The organism is Streptomyces sp. NPDC054866 (assembly GCF_053610745.1).
Genome location: NZ_JBSGZA010000001.1, coordinates 1,047,719 through 1,067,276 on the forward strand (window position 1 = coordinate 1,047,719; position 19,558 = coordinate 1,067,276).

Annotated in this window: 15 protein-coding genes; 11 read left to right on the forward strand and 4 right to left on the reverse strand. The window is 71.1% G+C overall.

What is annotated here, in order from left to right:
• Positions 1-12 precede the first annotated feature (12 nt).
• Positions 13-1,191 carry a Glu/Leu/Phe/Val dehydrogenase dimerization domain-containing protein gene (locus ACWGI2_RS04450; RefSeq protein WP_453693785.1) on the reverse strand — a complete coding sequence of 393 codons (1,179 nt, stop codon included), beginning with the start codon at positions 1,189-1,191 and terminating at the stop codon, positions 13-15.
• Between the two features lie 143 nt (positions 1,192-1,334).
• Between ACWGI2_RS04450 and ACWGI2_RS04455 the strand changes: the two genes are divergently transcribed.
• On the forward strand, positions 1,335-2,546 hold the full coding sequence (locus tag ACWGI2_RS04455; protein ID WP_453693787.1) for an MBL fold metallo-hydrolase: 1,212 nt from the start codon (positions 1,335-1,337) through the stop codon (positions 2,544-2,546).
• A 79-nt stretch (positions 2,547-2,625) separates the two neighbouring features.
• On the opposite strand, the gene ACWGI2_RS04460 is transcribed toward ACWGI2_RS04455, so the two are convergent.
• A complete protein-coding gene (locus ACWGI2_RS04460) occupies positions 2,626-3,174 on the reverse strand; it encodes a YciI family protein (protein ID WP_453693789.1) in 549 nt (182 codons plus the stop codon).
• Positions 3,175-3,450: 276 nt separating this feature from the next.
• Here ACWGI2_RS04460 and ACWGI2_RS04465 point away from each other — a divergent pair, with 276 nt between their 5' ends.
• From ACWGI2_RS04465 to ACWGI2_RS04485, 5 genes are all read left to right on the forward strand, one after another.
• Positions 3,451-5,241, forward strand: a complete 1,791-nt coding sequence (locus tag ACWGI2_RS04465; protein ID WP_453693791.1) for an ATP-binding protein — start codon at positions 3,451-3,453, stop codon at positions 5,239-5,241.
• A gap of 67 nt (positions 5,242-5,308) precedes the next feature.
• Positions 5,309-5,743, forward strand: coding sequence for a roadblock/LC7 domain-containing protein (locus tag ACWGI2_RS04470; protein ID WP_160508763.1), 435 nt, complete (start codon positions 5,309-5,311; stop codon positions 5,741-5,743).
• A gap of 2 nt (positions 5,744-5,745) precedes the next feature.
• The gene (locus ACWGI2_RS04475) at positions 5,746-6,117 is read left to right on the forward strand and encodes a DUF742 domain-containing protein (protein WP_453394632.1); all 372 of its coding nucleotides are present in this window, start codon (positions 5,746-5,748) and stop codon (positions 6,115-6,117) included.
• Positions 6,095-6,691, forward strand: coding sequence for a GTP-binding protein (locus tag ACWGI2_RS04480; RefSeq protein ID WP_160508767.1), 597 nt, complete (start codon positions 6,095-6,097; stop codon positions 6,689-6,691). Before ACWGI2_RS04475 ends, ACWGI2_RS04480 begins: the two co-directional genes overlap by 23 nt.
• Positions 6,688-7,260 carry a GAF domain-containing protein gene (locus ACWGI2_RS04485; RefSeq protein WP_453694656.1) on the forward strand — a complete coding sequence of 191 codons (573 nt, stop codon included), beginning with the start codon at positions 6,688-6,690 and terminating at the stop codon, positions 7,258-7,260. The genes ACWGI2_RS04480 and ACWGI2_RS04485 overlap by 4 nt, the downstream gene beginning before the upstream one ends.
• Positions 7,261-7,275: 15 nt before the next feature.
• Here the strand turns inward: ACWGI2_RS04485 and ACWGI2_RS04490 are convergent, their stop codons facing one another.
• Together ACWGI2_RS04490 and ACWGI2_RS04495 are read right to left on the reverse strand one after the other, a co-directional pair.
• Positions 7,276-9,168, reverse strand: a complete 1,893-nt coding sequence (locus ACWGI2_RS04490; RefSeq protein ID WP_453693793.1) for a DUF2264 domain-containing protein — start codon at positions 9,166-9,168, stop codon at positions 7,276-7,278.
• Between the two features lie 52 nt (positions 9,169-9,220).
• Positions 9,221-11,662, reverse strand: coding sequence for a polysaccharide lyase 8 family protein (locus tag ACWGI2_RS04495; RefSeq protein ID WP_453693795.1), 2,442 nt, complete (start codon positions 11,660-11,662; stop codon positions 9,221-9,223).
• A gap of 289 nt (positions 11,663-11,951) precedes the next feature.
• Between ACWGI2_RS04495 and ACWGI2_RS04500 the strand changes: the two genes are divergently transcribed.
• From ACWGI2_RS04500 to tdh, 5 genes are all read left to right on the forward strand, one after another.
• Positions 11,952-13,196 carry a serine hydrolase domain-containing protein gene (locus ACWGI2_RS04500; RefSeq protein WP_453693797.1) on the forward strand — a complete coding sequence of 415 codons (1,245 nt, stop codon included), beginning with the start codon at positions 11,952-11,954 and terminating at the stop codon, positions 13,194-13,196.
• 193 nt (positions 13,197-13,389) lie between these two features.
• Positions 13,390-14,874 carry a M1 family metallopeptidase gene (locus ACWGI2_RS04505; protein ID WP_453693799.1) on the forward strand — a complete coding sequence of 495 codons (1,485 nt, stop codon included), beginning with the start codon at positions 13,390-13,392 and terminating at the stop codon, positions 14,872-14,874.
• An 11-nt stretch (positions 14,875-14,885) separates the two neighbouring features.
• Positions 14,886-17,114 (forward strand): right-handed parallel beta-helix repeat-containing protein, encoded by a 2,229-nt coding sequence (locus ACWGI2_RS04510; RefSeq protein WP_453693801.1) that lies wholly within the window; start codon positions 14,886-14,888, stop codon positions 17,112-17,114.
• A gap of 65 nt (positions 17,115-17,179) precedes the next feature.
• A complete protein-coding gene (locus ACWGI2_RS04515; protein ID WP_453693803.1) occupies positions 17,180-18,367 on the forward strand; it encodes a Gfo/Idh/MocA family protein in 1,188 nt (395 codons plus the stop codon).
• A 135-nt stretch (positions 18,368-18,502) separates the two neighbouring features.
• On the forward strand, positions 18,503-19,531 hold the full coding sequence (gene tdh, locus ACWGI2_RS04520; RefSeq protein ID WP_453394638.1) for an L-threonine 3-dehydrogenase: 1,029 nt from the start codon (positions 18,503-18,505) through the stop codon (positions 19,529-19,531).
• The last annotated feature ends 27 nt before the right edge of the window (positions 19,532-19,558 follow it).

Consider the following 19,558-nt stretch of genomic DNA (forward strand, 5'->3'; position numbering starts at 1 on the left):
ATCCACCTCCCGTTACGCGTTCGCGTACCAGCCGAAGCGCTCACCGATCACCGGCAGCCGGTCGGCCACCAGCGCGTGGGCGGCCGCACGCGGCGTCGTGCCGTCGGCCTCCGCGCGCCGCAGCATCACGTCGACCAGGGCCCGCATCGAGCGGCGCGTGTGCGCGAAGGCCTCGTCCGCGTCGGGCCCGATGTCGCCGAAGAGCGTCCACCACCACCAGGCGTTGGTACCGGAGTTGACGACGACGTCCGGCAGCACGGTGATGCCGCGCTCCGCGAGGAGGCGCTCCGCCTCCGGCAGCACCGGCATGTTGGCCGCCTCCGCTATCCAACGGGCCGTGATACGTGCCTGGTTGTCCTGGTCGATCGCGTACGACACCGCCGCGGGGACCAGGATCTCCGCCTCCGTGGACAGCCAGGCCTCACCCGGCAGCTCGCGGTCGCCGGGGCGCAGGGCCGAGCGGTCCACCGTGCCGTGGGCGTCGCGGGCGGCGAGCAGTGCCTCGACGTCGAGTCCCGCCGGGTTGGCGATCGTGCCCTTGATGTCGGCGACGGCAACCGTCGTCAGACCCGCGCGCGAGAGGAACCGGGCGGTCGCGCCGCCCATCGTGCCAAGGCCCTGCACGGCCACGCGCGCACCCGCGTGCGCGTGGCCCGCGCTGTCGAGGGCCGCGAGAATCGCTTCGGCGACTCCGTGGCCGCCGACCAGCTCGTCCAGGCCGATCCCGTCGACCTCCACGGCGAACGCGTCCGCCAGGCGCCCGCGGGCCGTCTTCTCGTCGTCCAGGAGCGGGTAGACGGCCTGGACGGAAGAGATCAGGCCTGCTTCCGCCGCCGCCTCGTCGACCAGGTCCTGGGTCAGTCCCAGGTCCTCGCCCGTCGTCCAGGAGCTCTCGATGTACGGGCGCATCGCCCTCAGGTAGCGGACCAGGACGTCGTACGCCTCCGGGGCGCGCGGATCGCAGTCGATGCCGCCCTTGGCGCCGCCGAGCGGGATGTAGCGGGCGCTGGGGTCGTAGTGCAGGGCCTCCTTCATCGTCATCCCCCGGGCAAGGCCCGCGACCTCGTCGAGGGTGCAGCCGGGGCGCATCCGGAGACCGCCGCTGCACACACCGCGTACGAGACGGTCGATGACCAGGAAACCCCGGTGGCCGGTGATGTGGTCGGTCCAGGTGACGGAGAGAAGGGGCATGGAGCGTACTCCTACTGAATGGGGGGTCAGTAGGAGTACATCACGCGCCGACGCGTGCGTGGCCGGTGCGGGCCCCTCCGGACGGCCGCTGTCGGAGGCGGCGCCCATAATGGAGATCTGACCTACCCCTTCCAGGAGGTGCTGTGTCCCGTTCGCTGAGCTCTGGGCTCCGCTCGCTCAGGACCGCGCCCTTCGGCGCGGATCCGGCCGGTGAGCGGCTCGCGAGGATCCACAGATCGCCGAACTTCGCCGACGGGTCCTTCCAGAACCCCGAGGGTGCGCGGACCCGGCCCACCGGTTCGACGCTCGAATTCGCGAAGATCTACTTCCGTAAGGAGGAGCGGATCCGGCGCGGCCCCACGGGCACCGTCCCGGTGCACGCCACGACCCTCGCCGACCTCGCGAGGCCCCCGGTCGGCGGATTGCGGATCACCTGGATGGGGCACTCCAGCGTGCTCGCCGAGATCGACGGGCAGCGGGTGCTCTTCGACCCGGTCTGGGGTGAGCGGTGCTCGCCCTTCTCCTGGGTCGGACCCAAGCGGCTGCACCCCGTGCCGGTGCCGCTCGCGGCGCTCGGCCCGGTGGACGTCGTGGTGATCTCGCACGATCACTACGACCACCTGGACATGCCCACCATCCGGGCCCTGGCAGGCACGGACACGGTCTTCGCCGTGCCGCTGGGCGTCGGCGCCCACCTGGAGCGCTGGGGCGTCCCCGCCGACCGGCTGCGCGAGCTCGACTGGAACGAGTCCGCGAAGGTGGGCGGCCTGACCCTGACGGCGACGCCCGCGCGCCACTTCTGCGGCCGCGGCCTGCGCAACCAGCAGCACACGCTCTGGGCGTCCTGGGCCGTCGAGGGGCCCGAGCACCGGATCTACCACAGCGGGGACACCGGCTATTTCACCGGCTTCCGGGAGATCGGCGCCGAGCACGGACCGTTCGACGTCACGATGATCCAGATCGGGGCGTACAGCGAGTTCTGGCCCGACATCCACATGACGCCCGAGGAAGGGATGCGCGCGCACCTGGACCTCCAGGGCGGGCGGCCCGACGGTGTGATGCTGCCGATCCACTGGGGCACGTTCAACCTCGCGCCGCACCCGTGGTCCGCGCCGGGCGAGGGCACCGTCGCCGCGGCGGGCCGCCTGGGGGCGAAGATCGCGCTGCCCGTCCCGGGTGAGCCGTTCGAGCCCGCTTCGGACTCCGTTCCGGCGGAGCCGTGGTGGCGCGGCGTCGCGATCGAGCCGGACGGCGGGTGGTCGCTTCCGGATGTCACCGCCGCGGCCGCCGAGCTCTCCGCCCCCACCGGGCACACGGAGGGCACCGGGGAGCCGGAGGCGGCGCGGGTGGGCTGACGGCCGTTCGGTCACCCAGGAGGCGTCGGCCGCGCAGGAGTCGTCGGCCACACAGAGGCGTATGGCCCCTGTCGGCTCGCTACCGCCGGCCGCCGAACTCCCAGTCGTGCACCTCGATGCCGGCGTACCGGTCCGGGGCCAGGACGGCGCGTGCCGTCGCCGGGTCCGGGGCCCGGACCAGCGCCGCCGTGCCCAGCCAGTCGGAGCCGTCGTCCGACAGCAGCGGCCCGTACGCGATCAGTTCATCGTCGCCGGGCGGCACGTCGAGGTCGGCGGCCCAGCCCGAGCCCAGGCCGATGACCAGGTAGCGGTTGCCCCCGGTAGCGCCACCGGGGAAGTCCCACATGGTGCGCCGCAGCGTGTTGCGCCACCGGCGCAGCAGCACGTCCCGGTACGCGCCCGCCTGGTAGTTGGGCTCTTCGAAGGCGAACGCGCGAGCGGCGGCGGGATCCGGCAGGTCGACGATGTGCACGCTGCCGGTCGGCGTCTCGCCGTCGGCGGCGAAGGTCGGCCCCCGCGCGATCAACTCCTCCGCGTACCGGTCCATGTAGGACCAGTGGTCCTCCAGCAGCTTCTCGCGCAACGTCGTCGAGCCGGGCCGGTCGCGGTGGTAGCAGAAGAACTCCATGGCACAGACTCTCGCCGACGCACGGCGGAGGCTCAACAGGATTCCGTCCCCGAAATCGGACGGCCGTGCGACGCGTCATACCAGAGCGGGACGCTGGGTGCCGGACTTTGTCAACTGCCTCCCGCACATGAAGCGTTGGTGACTACCGTGAGTGTCCGCCGGTCGACGCAGGGATCATGGCAGCGGTCCTGCCTGTGCCCTCCCGACCGGTACGGCGATGCCGCGAAGCCACGCGTCGCGCGCCCGTCGGAGCCCGCTCCCTGACCGAGGACGCTGATGTCTCACCTCCGTGCACCGGCAGCCCGCGCAGACCGCCGTGAGGGCGGGCGGCACGGCAGGCCCGGGAGCCGACCCGTCACGGCGCTGCCCGAGGCCCGGATACGACCCCAGCTCCTGCGCATCGCCGTCCTGCCCGCCGTCGCGGTGGTGCTCTGCGCCGGTGCCGCCGTGCTGTTCATCGTCCGGTCGGCCCCCCGCCCGCTCGAACCCGCGCTGCTCCTCATCCTCGCCGCCGCCGGGACCATCAGCCTGGCCAGCGTCGTCATCGCGGCCGTCGCCGCCGACCGCACCGCGGCCTCCGTACGCGAACGGGTCGGCACCCTGCGCCGCACCACCGCGCGCGGACAGGCCGAGCTGCGCGAAGTCGTCGAGAGGCTGCGCCGCGGCGACGGCCCGCCCGCACACAGGACGCCCGCCAGATCCGCCGCGGAAGGCGACGACTTCGGGCTGCTCGCCGTGGAGCTGTCCCGGGCCCAGGATGTCGCCGTCACCGCCGTCGTGCAGGCCTCGCAGCTCTCCAGCCACGCGGGCAGCGAACAGAAGGTCGAGGTCTTCGTCAATCTGGCCCGGCGGCTGCAGTCCCTCGTACACCGCGAGATCTCGATCCTCGACGAGCTGGAGAACGAGGTCGAGGACCCGGAGCTGCTCAAGGGCCTCTTCCACGTCGACCACCTGGCCACCCGCATCCGCAGGCACGCCGAGAACCTCGCCGTGCTCGGCGGCGCCATCTCGCGCCGCCAGTGGAGCAACCCCGTCTCGATGACGGAGGTGCTCCGCTCCGCCATCGCCGAGGTCGAGCAGTACTCACGGGTCAAGCTCGTGCCGCCGATCGCCGGCACCCTGCGTGGCCACGCCGTCGCCGACGTCATCCACCTCCTCGCCGAACTCGTCGAGAACGCCACGGTGTTCTCCGCCCCGCACACCCAAGTCCTGCTGCGCGCCAACCTGGTGACGGCAGGGCTCGCCGTCGAGGTCGAGGACCGCGGCCTCGGCATGCCGCTGACCGAGCAGAACAAGATGAACCACCTGCTCGCCGACCCGGACCAGGTCAACGTCGCGAGCCTCCTCCAGGACGGGCGGATCGGCCTCTACGTCGTCTCCGCGCTCGCCCGCAGGCACGGCATCGCGGTCCGCCTCCAGACCAACATCTACGGAGGCGTACAGGCCGTACTGATCCTGCCGCAGGGCCTGTTGGGCGCCGAACCCCAGAACGAGCCCGTCGCCGCGGGTCGCCCGCAGCAGGCCCCGGAAGCCGCACCGCCGCCCACTCACGGGGGTGCGCGCGAACCGGCCCGGGCGCCCACACCTGCTCCCCACCCGGAACCGGTGGCCGTGCCCCGGCAGCCGCAGCGGGACGTGCCGCCGAGCTCGCCACCCCCGGCGCCGCACGCGCCCGTGGCGCACGGCTCCCCGCCAGCCCCGCTGCCCGTACGGGGCAGGGAGGGCAGGCCGACGCCGGCCGAAGCCGTGCCGGGGATCCGGCCGGAGGACCGGCAGGCCGCCGCCGAGAACGCCGGCGCGCCGCCGACCCCGCTCAACGGCGGCGCCGTACGCGGCCGGGTGGGCAAGCCCCAACTGCCCAAGCGGCGCGCCCAGGAACACATCGCGCCCCAGCTGCGGGACGCGCCGCCGCCCCGCCCGGAGAGCGAACACCACGTCGGTCACGACCCGGGCCTGATGGCCGCCTTCCAGCGCGGCATCGGACTCGCCGCCGCGCAGGAGCCGCGCGACCCGGCACCCGGACCTGACCTCAACGCCCCCCGCGACGGGGGCGACCAGGGTGGCTGAACCGCACCACCCCGCCAGCACCACGTCTGCCCCGGCAGACCCTCGTATCCCAAGGAGTCGATCCACCATGGCGAGCGATGCGCCGACCGGGCAGGTATCCGACCTCGACTGGCTGATGAGCGGACTCGTGCAGCGCGTGCCGCACACCCACAGCGCGGTCCTGCTCTCCTCCGACGGACTCGTGAAGTCGGTCCATGGCCTCGACCCGGACAGCGCCGACCACATGGCGGCCCTCGCCTCCGGGCTCTACTCACTGGGGCGCAGCGCGGGCATCCGGTTCGGGGACGGCGGCGACGTACGCCAGGTCGTCGTGGAACTCGACTCCACCCTCCTGTTCGTCTCCACGGCGGGCTCCGGCACCTGTCTCGCGGTGCTCGCGGGGCGCGACGCGGACGCCGCCGTGCTGGGCTACGAGATGACGATGCTGGTCAAGAGCGTGCGCCCCTACCTGCTCACCGCACCCCGGCAACCCGCCGGTGAACCCGCCCCGATGAGGCATTGAGCGTGGCGGCCCCGCACGACGGGCCATGGCTCGACGAATCCGCCGGACGGCTCGTCCGGCCCTACACGGTCAGCGACGGGCGGACCAGACCGACCGCCCAACTGGACCTCCTGACCCTGGTGATGGCCACCGGAGGCCCGGTCACCGGCTACCTCGGGCCCGAGCACACGGAGGCGCTCGGGCTCTGCGCGGCACCCACATCGGTCGCGGAGATCGCGGCGCAACTGAAGCTGCCTGCGGTCGTGACCAAGGTGCTGCTCTCCGATCTCGTCGACTGCGGGGCGCTCACCCTGAGAGCCCCGGACTTCTACCACAACCCCACCGACCGGTCCCTGTTGGAGGCAGTGCTCGATGGACTACGACGACAGCTCTGACCCCTTCCCCACCGCACTGAAGATCCTGGTCGCGGGAGGTTTCGGGGTCGGCAAGACGACCTTCGTGGGCGCGGTGAGCGAAATCGCGCCGCTGAGCACGGAGGAGCTCCTCACCACGGTCAGCGAGGGCACCGACGACCTGTCGGGCGTCGAGAACAAGACCACGACGACCGTGGCCATGGACTTCGGGCGCATCACCCTCGACCCGGAGCACGTGCTCTACCTCTTCGGAACGCCCGGCCAGGAACGCTTCTGGTTCATGTGGGACGAACTCTCCGAAGGCGCGCTCGGCGCGGTGGTCCTCGCCGACACCCGCCGCCTGGAGGACTGCTTCGCGGCGGTGGACTTCTTCGAGCAGCGCGGCATGGGATTCATCGTCGCGATCAACGAATTCGACGGCGCCCACCGCTACGAGCCCGAAGAGGTGCGCTCCGCCATCGACCTGGATCCGCAGGTGCCCGTCGTGCGATGCGACGCGCGGATCTCCAGTTCGGGCATCGCCACCCTCCTCACCCTCGTCAAACACCTCCTCGCCCACGCCCCGGCCGCCCCGAGCTACGGAGCCCACACCTGATGTACGACTCGACCGCACCCCTGCTGCTCACTCCCGTCGACACGGAGGCGCCGAGCCGGGTGCGGCGGCTGCGCAGACTCGGCATAGGACTCCGTCCGGACCTCGCCTTCGACGCCTTCGCCGACCACCTCGCCGAGGTCATGGGCGCGCCGTACTCCATGGTCAACTTCATCGACGAGAACCGGCAGTTCTTCGCGGGCCTGCACACCCCGGACGACACGGGGACCGGCTCCGAACTGACCTCCGCGGCGGCCGCGGAGAACACGGCGTTCCGCTACATGGCGCGCGATCACGGGTACTGCCCGCACGTGATCGTGCGGCGCAAGGCCCTCGTCCTGGAGGACGTCTGCGACTACCCGCGGTTCGCGGGGAACCCGGTGGTCGACGAGATCGGCATCCGCTCCTACCTGGGCGCCCCGCTCATCGACCGCACGGGCATCGCGCTCGGCACGATCTGCGTGGTGGACGTCGAGCCCCGGCCCTGGGGAAGGGCGGGTCTGGAGACGATCAAGGCGATGGCGGCGGAGTTGATCGAGCAGATTCATCGCCGGGAGGACGGCGGGATCTAGCGCCCTTTTTGACGCTCACACATCCAGCAGGGTGCCGTCGGGGAAGCGCACGCGCACGGTGTCGTCGTCCACCGTGCAGGTGATGGACTCCCGCAACGCCGTTGGCTGAACGGTGTCTTGAGACAGCGCGACCAGCGTTACGTGGGTGCTCGCGCCGCCCGGGTGCCCGGCGAAGGTCAGATACGGCGTCGCCGAGTGCGGTCCGTAGGCGTTGGCCGCCACCTCCCGGGCGACGCCTGCCACCTCGTCCCAGCCGTGGAGCGCGACGACGGCACTGGTCAGCCCGGCTTCCGTACGGGTGAGGGCCCAGCCGGGCCCCTGCTCGGCGTACGGCTGTGCCTCGTGGGCGACCGCGTAGCCGCCCTCGCGTACCGTCACGCCTGCCGGGGCCTCGACGCGGTGGACGCGGATCTCCCAGGGGCCGTGCAGTGCGCTGGTCGTCTCGATGGGGAAGTCGCCGTCGATGTCCGGCAGTTGTGCGTCGTGACGGGAGGAGGCCACGCGTCCTTCGCACCGCAGCGGGTGGATGCGGAGGCGGCGTGAGGGAGTGCCGTCCGGCGCGAGGAGCGCGAGGTGGTTGTCCACCGTGCGTTCCCACGCGCTCGGGGCGGTCTCGGGGGCGGTCGCCGTGGAGTAGCCGAACTTGGCGTAGTGCGGGTCGTCGGCCGCGGGGCCTTCCAGGGGGTTGTGGTCGCTGCCGTGGTTGATCAGGCGGACGATGCCGTCGTGCCGCGTGCCGTGCAGGAGCCAGCCGGGCTGGGGGAGCGCCGTGTACTGGTCGGACTCCTCGACGGGCAGGGGGAGTTCGCGCTCCGTCCACACCGGGTGATCGGCGGGCAGGAGCAGGCCGAGGAAGCCCTTGCTCGCCCAGTACGGGGACGCGGGACCCGAGTAGGCCTGGGTCGACGGCAGGAACGTCCCGTACCAGCCGAGCGGAAGCAGCCCGCGTTCGTCGGGGACGCCGCGCTCCACGAAGTGCCGTGCGGTGCCGGACGCGAGGCGCCGGGTGAGGCCGGGGGCCAGGGGCGTGCAGTCAGCCAGGGCGCCCATCCAGACGGGGGCGGTCGCCGCGAAGCGGTACGTCAGGGAGCGGCCCTGGTGGACGGGGGCGCCGTCGGCGCCGAAGAAGTGCGGGTAGGCGGCGAGGAATTGGGTCAGGCGGTCGCGGTACACCTTGGCGCGCTCCTCGCCGTCCGGGCCCGCCATGCGGGCCCAGAGCAGCGGGTACAGATGCATCGCCCAGCCGATGTAGTAGTCGAAGTTGCGCCCGTCGCCGTCGCTGTACCAGCCGTCGCCGCGGTACCAGTCCTCGATGCGGTCGAGCCCGCCGTCGATGTCCGCCTTGCTGTACGGGGCGCCTACGGAGGCGAGGAACTGCTCGGACACCACCTGGAAGAGGCGCCAGTTGTTGTCCCACGTCTTGCCGCCGACGAAGCCGGAGAACCAGTCGACGACCCGCTCCTGGACCCGGACGTCGAGCTTGTCCCAGAGCCAGGGGCGCGTCTCGTGCAGGCCGATCGCGATCGACGCCGCCTCCACCATCTGCTGCGAGCAGTCGCTGAGTTCGGGCCAGGCCTCACCGGCACCGCCCGCGGCGTCGCGGTCCGTGCCCGTTGTCAGACCCTGCGCGTAGCGTTCAAGGAGGTGAGGATCCACCTCGCCGCCCGCTCCCGCGATCCGGAAGGAGGCGAGGAGGAATGACCGTGCGTATCCCTCAAGGCCGTCCGACACGACCCCTGACCAACTGCTGCGTCCCGGCAGTCGGTACTGCGCGAAGTTCGGCGTCGCGTACGGGACGAGCGCCTCCAACTGCCGGTCGGCGAGCGCCTCCCAGTGGGCTCGGGTCCAGCCGGTGAGCGGGGACAGGACCCGGTCGGTGGGCGGCAGGGCCAGGTGCGGTGCAGGCATGGCGGGTCCGTGCTTCCTGTGGGTGGGGTCTTCCGGGGCGAGGGCGCGCCGGTCACCTCAGGTGTGCGGTGTGCGTGTGGCCTCGCGAGCCCTCGACGCGGACGGTGACGACGGGGCGGCGGCCCGGGGTGACGGTGACCGTGTCGTCGGCGCGGACCACCTTCCGTACGGGGAAGGGCAGTTCCAGGGTGACCGTCGTGCCGGTGCGGCCCGGGTCGGCGACGGCCAGCGATATGCCGTCGCCGTCGCGTCGCGTGATCACGGTGCAGGGGCCCGAGGCCGTGATCCCGGCCGCGCTGTCAGGGCCCCAGAAGTGCGCGGCGAGGAGTCCGTGACGGCGAGCCTCGACGACCTGAGCGGTGGCGTTGTTGGCGACGATGCGGACCGGCCGTGAGCGGGCCCAGACCGCGGTCTCGGTGGCGCTCGCGCCGGGGAGGAGGACGTAGGCGTACGAGGACGCGGCGGGGGAGACACCGTGGTCGAGCCACAGGGTCAGATAGCGGCGGGTGACCGGAGCGGTGCTGCCTCCGGTGTCCGCGCCCGTGTTGATCGCCCGCCAGGTGCCGGTCCGTGCCTCGCGCAGGGCGTTGAGGCGGGGGCCGCCTTGGCCGGGGGACTGCTGTGCGGGGTCGTCGGGGAAGACGTAGCCGCCGGTGCCGTCCAGGTGGGCCCAGCGGGCGCCGGGCAGGGGCGCCGACCAGCCGGTGTGCGAGGGCTGGTGCCGTCCGTCGACCGTGAGCCGGGGTGTGCCGTCCTCGTACAGATTCCGGTTCTCGACGACCGTCTCGATGGCGCGGCCGTCGCTCGCGGTGATGTCCGCGCCGAGGGCGACGACCGCGTTGTCGAGGAAGAACCACGCCTTCCTGGCCCGCAGTGTGCTGCCGTCGGCGAGGAGTTCCATCGCGGCGGCGCCGAATCTCGCCTCGAGCACCGCGCCGCCCGCGACGGCGTTCTTCGGCCGGTGGGTCCCCGTACCGCCGCCCGTGCCGATGTCGGCGCGCTTGCGGGTGTCCACGGTGGTGCCCGGCAGGCGGTACGGATCGACCGTCGCCCAGAAGCCGTCCCCGAACTGTCCCAGATCGTCGCCGTCGTACAGATAGGCCATGCCGTCGCCGGTGTACCAGCCGTGCAGGTTCTCGCCGTTGCCCGCCTCGTACGCGGCGATGCGCTTCGAGGAGAGCGAGAGCGTGAGCGCCCAGCCGGGGCGGCGGTGCACGACGCGGTCCATGTCAGCGAACGCGAAGTGCCCGGTGAGCCGGTCGGTGGCCGGTACGGCGGGGTCGTCGAGGACGGCCTTGGCGCGGGCGAGAGCGGGGACGCCCACCAGGCTCAGATAGGGGTGGGTCTTGTTGCGGCTGATCCATCCCTTGGCAAGGGCGCGCCAGCGTTCGGCGTACGCGGCGGGGGCTCCGCCCGCCAGTTGGAGGATGTTGGTGATCGCCGCCGCGCCGTCCTTGTGGTCCGGCGCCTTCTCACGGGAGGTCGCACGGCCGCGCACCGCGTCCATCATCAGTCCGTCGAAGACCACCGGTGAGAAGGTCCGGTCCACCGCCTCGTACAGCACCGACGTCTTCGGGTCGGTGACGGCCCACTCGGAGTCCGCGAGCAGCGAGATCAGCTGTCCCGCGCTGCCGAGCAGGACACTGCCGTACGTACCTGTGTACGCGACGGAGCCGTGCTGCACGAACGACCCGTCCTCGTAGAAGCCATCGCCCGAAGTGACGTACGTGAACAGGCTGTTCCTGCCCTTGTCCCGGACGTCGGACAGACCGTCGCGCGCGAGGGCCAGCGTGGCGGCGTCCTTCGCGAGGAGGCCGCGCAGGGCCACGATGACGGCTTTGTCGGCGCGGTTGGCGCCCGTCTCGGACAGGGTCGGGGCGTTGGTGCGACGGTCCGGGTCGGGGCAGAACTTCGCCACGGTGGAGACGTACTTCGCCAGGTCGGCCGCGGGTACCTTCTCGCGCAGCAGCACGCATGTGTCCATCAGGGCGCGGGGTGCGCCGATCTCCCAGAACCACCAGTTGCCGGATTCGGGGCGACCTGGGTTGTAGGCGTCGGTGTGCAGGAAGCGCAGGGCTTCGAGCAGGGTGTCCGCCGCTTCGGCGCTGCCGGTGAGGGAGGTGCCGGGCGTGGCCCAGGCCGTCGCGATCGTACGCAGCCGGGTGTAGCTCTGGCCGAAGTTGCCCGGGTCCTTCGCGGGGGAGAGGTCGGCCCACAGGGCGCTGCGTCCCGCGGACCGGTCCAAGTCCCGCCACCATCCGGACGCCTGGGTGTCCAGGACCTTCAGCGCGGCAGCGAAGTCCGGGTCGGCGGCGTCGAAGTCGCCGCCGGTGAGTTGCGCTGCCGCGCGGGCGAGCAGGGTGTCGAACGGGTCCGCGTCCGGGGCGGCCCACGCCGTGCCGCCGACGGCCGGGGCCACCAGGGCGGATGCGGCGCTCGCGGTGAGGACCGTACGGCGGCTGGGACCGGTGGAACCGGAGCGGGGCGTGCGCATGGGGAACTCCCGTGAGGCGTGGCGGCATCGGAGTGTTCGTGCGGGCTGGTGTGATGTCGCGACAGCATGTAAGCGGTTGCTATGCCACGCAAGAGGGCCGGGAATCTTTCTACGTTCTTTCTGTCCCTGCGTGGCCTCGGCAAGGGGCCGTCGAGGATTAACCGGTTACTTCACCGCGCTCCTGCGGTACGTGCTCGGGGGTCACGTCCCGTCCCCTAGGTCGTGTCCCCGATGCCTTTCCGGGACATTCCCGATGGTGAGGGGATGGGGCAGTTGGTCAGCTGTTCTCATGAGACGTCAACAGTCCTCTCGTGGACGCCCCAAAGCCCTTGCCATCGGAGCCGTCGCAGCCGTCGCCCTGGGAACGCTCACCGCCGCCACCGCCGCACCGGCCGGGCCACCCCGCCATGCGCCGCCCCGATCGCATCCGAACGCCCAGGCCGCGCACGCGAAGACCCAGGCCGTACTGAACGAGATCGTCGCGCAGGGCACCCCCGGCGTCATCGCCCGGATACGAGACGCGCGCGGTGTCTGGGACGGCCGGGCCGGTGTCGGTGACCTGGTCACCGAGCGGCCGAGGAGCACCAGCGAGAAGTTCCGTATCGCCAGCGTGACCAAGACCTTCACCGCCACGGTGCTGCTCGGGCTCGAAGCCGAGGGGAGGATTTCGCTGGACGACAGCGTGGAGGAATGGCTGCCCGGGGTGGTGCGCGGCAAGGGCTACCGGCCCGGGAGCATCACCGTGCGGCACCTGCTCAACCACACGAGTGGCATCTTCGACTACAACATGGACGAGCGCTTCCGCGCCCTGTACGCGGGGGACGAGTTCGACCGGAACCGCCACACCAGGTGGTCCCCGGAAGAGCTGGTGGACATCGGGCTCGCGCACCCGCCCAACTTCCAGCCGGAGCAGGGCAGCAGGCCCGGCAGGCCAGGCAGGTGGGACTATTCCGACACCAACTACGTCCTCGCCGGCATGGTGGTCGAGAAGGCCACCGGCGGAACCTACGCGCAGGCGGTCGAGCGTCTTGTCATCCGGCCGCTCGGCCTGCGCGGCACGAGTGTGCCGGGTGCCTCCCCCCGGCTGCCCGCACCCCACGCGAGGCATTACTCCACGCTGTTCGAGGACGGGCCGGAGGCGAAAGTGCGCGACGTCACCGAGTTCAGCCCCACCGTCGCCTTCTCCGCCGGGCAGATGATCTCGACCGTCGGAGACGTGAACACCTTCATGACCAAGCTGCTGGCCGGTGAGCTGCTGCCGCCCGCCCAGCAGCGCCAGCTGCTCGACGCGGTCCATGTCGACGGGGACAAGGGACACGGTGGTCCACAGGACCGCTACGGCCTCGGTATACGGCAGTTCAAGCTGAAGGAGGACTGCTGGGCGTGGGGCCACGGCGGCATGATCCCCGGCTCCGCGACCCGGACGCTCGCCTCGGCGGACGGCCGGCGCGTCATGACCATGAACCGCAACGGCGACTGGGGCGAGCAACGACTGGAGGACGCGGCCGTCGAGACCGAGTTCTGCGAGCTCTGACGGCCCTGTCCGGGGGCGGGGTGGGACGGCGGCACGGGATCGCGTGCCGCCGCCTCGTTCCTTCGGGTCCCCGATCAGTAAGCGCGTACGGAAAAGTGCCAACGTGTCGAGGGAGTGGTCGGTGATCTCGCCAGGTAAGCGGTGTGTCACGGGTGTTGACGCTGACGGTAAGCGATTACTACGTTGCGACCCCATGGCTGAGAACAGGACCCGAACCGCACGTGCTCGCAGTGCTCGCGCCGTCCGTGCCGCGACAGCGACCGCGGCCGCTGCCGCCACCCTCGCGCTCGCCCTCCCCGCCCACGCGGCGCCCTTCGACCCGACCCCGGGCGCGGACGGCGTCGGCGACCCGCTCTTCCCGACGCTCGGCAACGGCGGCTACGACGTCCGTCACTACGACCTCTCCTTCGACTTCACGCCGGTCACGTACGACTTCACCGGCACCATGAGGATCAAGGCGAGAGCCACCCAGGATTTGTCGTCCTTCAACCTCGACGTCGACTCGCTGGCCATCGACGCCGTGAAGGTCAACGGCAAGAAGGCCGCATGGGCGATCACGCCCGGCCAGAGCGGTCAGGAGCTCACCGTCACCCCGGCGGGCGGCCTGCGCGACCGCCGGGCCTTCGACGTCGAACTGACCTACCACGGCAACGGCAAGACCAAGCCGATCGGCCAGCCGGGCTGGCGCTACATGTCCGACGGCGGCTTCGCCTCCGCCGCCCAGGCCTCCCGCGCCGACACCTTCGCGCCGGTCAACGACCACCCCTCCGACAAGGCCACCTGGTCCTTCCACCTCACCGCCCCCGACGGCTGGACGCCCGGGGCCAACGGCAACCTCACCGGCACCCGCGACGCCGGGACCGAGAAGACCACCAAGAAGACCTGGGACTTCTCCCTCAAGTCCCCGATGGCACCGGAGCTGTTGGGAATCTCCGTCAACAAGCAGACCTACGTGTACGGACGCGGCCCGCACGGAGTGAAACTGCGCCACCTCATCCCCGAGGACCAGCAGGCCAAGTACAAGCCCATCGCCGAGGAGACCGGCGGGCAGCTGGCGTGGCTGGAGAAGACCCTCGGTGTGCGCTACCCGTTCGACACGTACGGCGTGCAAATCGTGCGGGACGGCTACAGCGACGCGTTGGAGAATCAAACCCTGTCACTCTTCGGACCGTCGTGGTTCGACAAGCCCACCTACTCGACCACCATGATCCATGAGCTGACCCACCAGTGGTTCGGCGACTCCGTCACGCCCGCGACCTGGCAGGACGCCTGGCTGAACGAAGGGCCTGCCGTCTACTACGCGGCCGTGTGGGCGGATCAGAAGGGCTTCCAGCCCATCGAGGAGAAGATGAAGACCGCGTACGCCAAGCTCGACGCGGTCCGCAAGGCCGACGGACCGCCCGGAAAGCCCACCGGCCTCGGCGGCTTCAACATCTACGACGGCGCGGCGGTCTCCCTCTACGCCCTCAACCAGCAGATAGGGAAAGAGAAGTTCGATGCCGTCATGAAGTCGTGGCTGACCGAGCACCGGCACGGCAACGCCTCCACCCAGGACTTCATCGACAACGCCGTCGAGGTCACCGGCGACGAGTCGGTCGGCACCTTCCTCGACCGCTGGCTGTTCGACCTCGACAACCCGCCCATGCCGGGCCACCCGGACTGGGGTGTCGCGAAGTGAAACGGCCACACATGACCGTGGGGGTGCTCGCCGTCGCGGCCGTCGCGGCAGCGGTCATCGCACCGCAGAGCACCGCCCAGGCAGCCCCGGGCCCCAAGGTCATCCACGCGGCCCCGCACGGCTCGGGAAAGTCCTGCACCGCCAACCGCCCCTGCTCCCCGCAGGCCGCGCGTGACGTTGCCCGCACCGTCAGCGGACGGGACATACGCGTCGAACTCGCCGACGGCACCTACGAGATGAGCGAGCCGCTGAAGCTGGGCGCGGCCGACTCCGGGCGCGACGGGCACACCGTCACCTGGACCGCCGCGCGAGGGGCCGAGCCCGTGTTCTCCGGTGGGCGGGCGCTCAAGGGATGGTCCGAAGCCGCCGACGGCACCTGGACCGCCGATGTCCCCGAAGGGGTCACCCCGCGCCAGCTGTTCGTGGACGGTGAGCGGGCGGTACGCGCGCGTGGCGAGGCCTGCGCGGCGACCACCTGCGACGCGACGAAGACCGGCATGACGGGGGCCACCGCCACCGGGATCGCCACGTGGCGGCGCCCTACCGGCGCGGAAGCCGTCATCAAGATCCGCTGGCGCGACTACCACTGCCGGATCGCCTCCGTGGACGGCGACCGGATGACCTTCGCGCAGCCCTGCTGGACCAACTCCGCGAGCGGCACGAACCGTACGGGACCCGCCTGGGACTCCACCACCGTCGACTCGTCTCGCTACTCCGGAGTCGCCTTCTTCGAGAACGCCCGCGAACTCCTCGACAAACCGGGCGAGTTCGTCTGGGACGCCGATGACCGCACCGTCACCTACCTCCCGCGCAAGGGCGAGGACATGCGCCGCGCGCGCGTGCTCACCCCGGTGACCGAGCGCCTCATGGTCGTCGACGGCGCCCACGACCTGCGGGTGCAGGGCATCGGCTTCGCGTACGCGGCGTACGGTCAGCCCTCCACCGACGAGGGCTACGCGGGCACCCAGGCCGGTCTCACCCTCACGGGAGCGAGCGGCCCGGTTGATCACGCGGGTCGCCATTACACCAAGCCGAGCGCGGCGCTGACGATCCGCGGCGGTCGCCATGTGAGCGTCAGCGGGGCTGAGTTCACGCATCTGGGCGGCGCAGGAGTCGTCCTCGAAGCGGGCACCAAGGACACGTCGGTCACCCGCTCCCGCTTCACGGACCTGTCGTCCGGCGCCGTGTACGTCGGCGACACCGAGCCGAAGCCGGAGGCCGCACTCGCGGGCGAGCGGAACACCGTCGCGTACAACATGATCCGCAGCGCCGGGGTCGAATACACCGACGCTGTCGGCATCTGGGCCGGATACGAGGCCGAGCTGACCGTCGACCACAACACCCTCGACGATCTGCCCTACTCGGGGATCTCCGTCGGCTGGGGCTGGAACCAGCCCGAGGCACGGGAGTCCGTCCTGCGCGACAACCGCATCACGGACAACCGGATCACGAACGTGATGCGCGTCGAGCACGCCCAGCACGACGGCGGCGCCATCTACACCCAGGGCGCCCAGCCCGGCACGGTCGTCTCCGGCAACTACATCAACCGCTCCGCCTACGGGAACACCGAGCGCGACGGCAACGGCATCTACCTCGACGAGCAGTCCTCGTACATCCGCGTCGAAGGCAACGTCATCACCCGCGTCGGCTACAAGTGGGTCTCCAACTGGGCCGATTACGGCATCCAGAACCACGCCACCGGCAACTGGACCGACACCGACGCACCGGCCCTCACCGGCACCGGATCGACGATGGAGGGCAACCACACCAAGCTCGACCTGCTGCCTTCGCGTGCGCTCGCCGTGGCGGCCCGCGCGGGTGCGCACGGAGCGCCGGCCGAGCAGCTGCGCCCCGACCTCGCCCGCGCGGGCACGGCGTCCCAGTCGTCCACGGACGGCGCGGCCGAGGCGGCGTACGCGACCGATGGGGACACCTCCACCGACACGCGCACGCTGTCCGAACCGGGCGCCTGGTGGCAGGTCGACCTCGGCGACGTGCGGCGCGTGGGACAGGTCGAGGTCTGGAACAACACCTCCATGACCACCGCCGACTTTGACGTGCAGCTCGCGAAGAACGCGGGCTTCTCCGACGCCACGACCCTGCACGTCACCGGACGAGCGCTTCGGCCCACGCTCCTCGACACGGACACGTTCACGGAAGCCAGATACATAAGGATCAAGCTCACCGGCACGGGACGCGTGGCGCTCGCCCACGTACTCGTGCACCCTGCGCGTACATAGGCAACACCCGCACCCGCACAGGTATTTGCACAGGTATCGGTAGGGAAAGGCAGGAAGGGCACACCATGACCGACCTCCGTCTCGGCGTCCTCGGCTACGGCTTGCGCGGTTCGCTCGCCCGCACCGCACACCGGCCCGGCGCGGGCTCCCGCGTCACCGCGCTCGCCGACCATGACGTCACAGCGCGGACGGAGGCGGCCGTGGCCTTCCCCGGCGCCCTGATATCCACCGACCACCGCAAGGTCGTCGAGGACCCGGACGTCGACGCCGTCGTGATCCTCACCCCCGACCACACCCACGCGCGGCTCGCCTGCGAGGCGCTGCGCGCCCACAAGCCCGTCTTCGTCGAGAAGCCCCTCGAAATCGCCATCGAGGCCTGCGACGAGATCCTGCGGACGGCGTACGAGACGGGAACGCGCCTCTACGTAGGCCACAACATGCGCCACATGCCCGTGGTCAGGCTGATGCGCGACATCATCCGGCGCGGCGACATTGGCGAGGTCAAGACCGTCTGGGTCCGCCATTTCGTCGCCTACGGAGGCGACTGGTACTTCAAGGACTGGCACGCCGAACGGCGGCACACCACCGGCCTGTTGCTCCAGAAGGCCGCCCACGACATCGACGTACTGCACTGGCTCGCCGGCGGCTACACGCGCCATGTGCAGGCCCTGGGCGACCTCATGGTCTACGGCGACAATCCGCACCGCCGCGAGCCGGGCGAGCCGAAGACGGACGACTGGTACACCAAGGACGGTCACTGGCCGCCGCACACCCAGCGCGACCTCAACCCCGTCATCGACGTCGAGGACGTCTCCCTGGTCAACATGCGGCTCGACAACGGGGTGTTGGCCTCCTACCAGCAGTGCCACTTCACCCCGGACTACTGGCGCAACTACACCGTCATCGGGGACGCGGGCCGCCTGGAGAACTTCGGCGACGGCCCCGGCGGAGTGGTGAAGGTCTGGAACGCGCGCCGCTCGGCCTATCGCCCCGAAGCCGACGCCGAGTACGCGGTGCCCGACGCCCAGGACGAGGGCGGGCACGGCGGCTCCGACCCGCTCCTCATCGAGGAGTTCGTACGTTTCGTGCGCGAGGGAGGGCGCACCGACACGTCGCCGGTCGCGGCGCGGATGGCGGTGGCGGCGGGCGTGCGTGCCACGCAGTCGCTCCGGGACGGCGGTACGCCGCGGGAGGTGCCGGACCTGGATCCGGAGCTCGTCGCCTACTTCGAGCGGGGTCAGACCCGGGCCTGAAGGAGGGGCCGGTAGGAGGGGCCTGAAGGAAAGCTGCGGCGGCGCTTAAGAAATCCTCGATGGACCAGGGCGCCGCCGTAGGGAAGATTCCTGTGTCGTCGGTGGAAGAAGCGACGTACGACAGGAGCCGTTGCGTTGAAGGCGCTGGTCAAGGAGAAGGCGGAGCCGGGTCTCCGGCTGATGGACGTACCGGAGCCGGTCATCGGCCACGGGGACGTCCTGATCAAGGTGCTCCGCACCGGGATCTGCGGCACCGATCTGCACATCCGGGCCTGGGACGGCTGGGCGCAGCAGGCGATCGAGGCACCGCTGGTCGTCGGGCACGAGTTCGTCGGCGAGGTCGTCCAGACCGGGCGCGACGTGGCCGACATCAACGTCGGTGACCGGGTCAGCGGCGAGGGCCACCTCGTCTGCGGCAAGTGCCGCAACTGCCAGGCGGGCCGCCGCCACCTGTGCCGCGCGACGGTGGGGCTCGGCGTCGGCAGGGACGGTGCGTTCGCGGAGTACGTCGCGCTGCCCGCCGCCAATGTGTGGGTGCACCGCGTCCCCGTGGACCTCGACGTGGCCGCGATCTTCGACCCGTTCGGCAACGCGGTGCACACCGCGCTCTCCTTCCCGCTGGTCGGCGAGGACGTCCTGATCACCGGGGCGGGACCGATCGGCCTGATGGCCGCGGCCGTGGCCCGGCACGCGGGCGCCCGCAACGTCGTCATCACGGACGTCAGCGAGGAGCGCCTGGAGCTCGCCCGCAAGGTCGGCGCGAGCCTGGCACTGAACGTCGCCGAGACCTCGATCGCCGACGGACAGCGCGACCTTGGCCTGCGCGAGGGCTTCGACGTCGGCCTGGAGATGTCAGGCAACCCCGTCGCGATGCGCGACATGCTCGCCAACATGACGCACGGCGGCAAGATCGCCATGCTCGGTCTGCCGGCCGAGGAGTTCGCCGTCGACTGGTCCCGGATCGTCACCTCCATGATCACGATCAAGGGGATCTACGGCCGCGAGATGTTCGAGACCTGGTACTCGATGTCCGTGCTGCTCGAAGGCGGCCTCGACCTCGCCCCCGTCATCACCGGGCGCTACGGCCACCGTGACTTCGAGGCGGCCTTCGACGACGCGGCGAGCGGCCGCGGCGGCAAGGTCATCCTCGACTGGACCTCCTGAACCACCGGCTTCCCGACCTCCCGGACC

What these genes read in the sequence shown, in the direction of transcription:
- ACWGI2_RS04450 (WP_453693785.1), bottom strand. Translation starts at nt 1,191, where the DNA reads ATGCCCCTTCTCTCCGTCACCTGGACCGACCACATCACCGGCCACCGG.
- ACWGI2_RS04460 (WP_453693789.1), bottom strand. Translation starts at nt 3,174, where the DNA reads ATGGAGTTCTTCTGCTACCACCGCGACCGGCCCGGCTCGACGACGTTG.
- ACWGI2_RS04465 (WP_453693791.1), top strand. Translation starts at nt 3,451, where the DNA reads ATGTCTCACCTCCGTGCACCGGCAGCCCGCGCAGACCGCCGTGAGGGC.
- ACWGI2_RS04470 (WP_160508763.1), top strand. Translation starts at nt 5,309, where the DNA reads ATGGCGAGCGATGCGCCGACCGGGCAGGTATCCGACCTCGACTGGCTG.
- ACWGI2_RS04480 (WP_160508767.1), top strand. Translation starts at nt 6,095, where the DNA reads ATGGACTACGACGACAGCTCTGACCCCTTCCCCACCGCACTGAAGATC.
- ACWGI2_RS04490 (WP_453693793.1), bottom strand. Translation starts at nt 9,168, where the DNA reads ATGCCTGCACCGCACCTGGCCCTGCCGCCCACCGACCGGGTCCTGTCC.
- ACWGI2_RS04495 (WP_453693795.1), bottom strand. Translation starts at nt 11,662, where the DNA reads ATGCGCACGCCCCGCTCCGGTTCCACCGGTCCCAGCCGCCGTACGGTC.
- ACWGI2_RS04500 (WP_453693797.1), top strand. Translation starts at nt 11,952, where the DNA reads ATGAGACGTCAACAGTCCTCTCGTGGACGCCCCAAAGCCCTTGCCATC.
- ACWGI2_RS04505 (WP_453693799.1), top strand. Translation starts at nt 13,390, where the DNA reads ATGGCTGAGAACAGGACCCGAACCGCACGTGCTCGCAGTGCTCGCGCC.
- ACWGI2_RS04510 (WP_453693801.1), top strand. Translation starts at nt 14,886, where the DNA reads ATGACCGTGGGGGTGCTCGCCGTCGCGGCCGTCGCGGCAGCGGTCATC.
- ACWGI2_RS04515 (WP_453693803.1), top strand. Translation starts at nt 17,180, where the DNA reads ATGACCGACCTCCGTCTCGGCGTCCTCGGCTACGGCTTGCGCGGTTCG.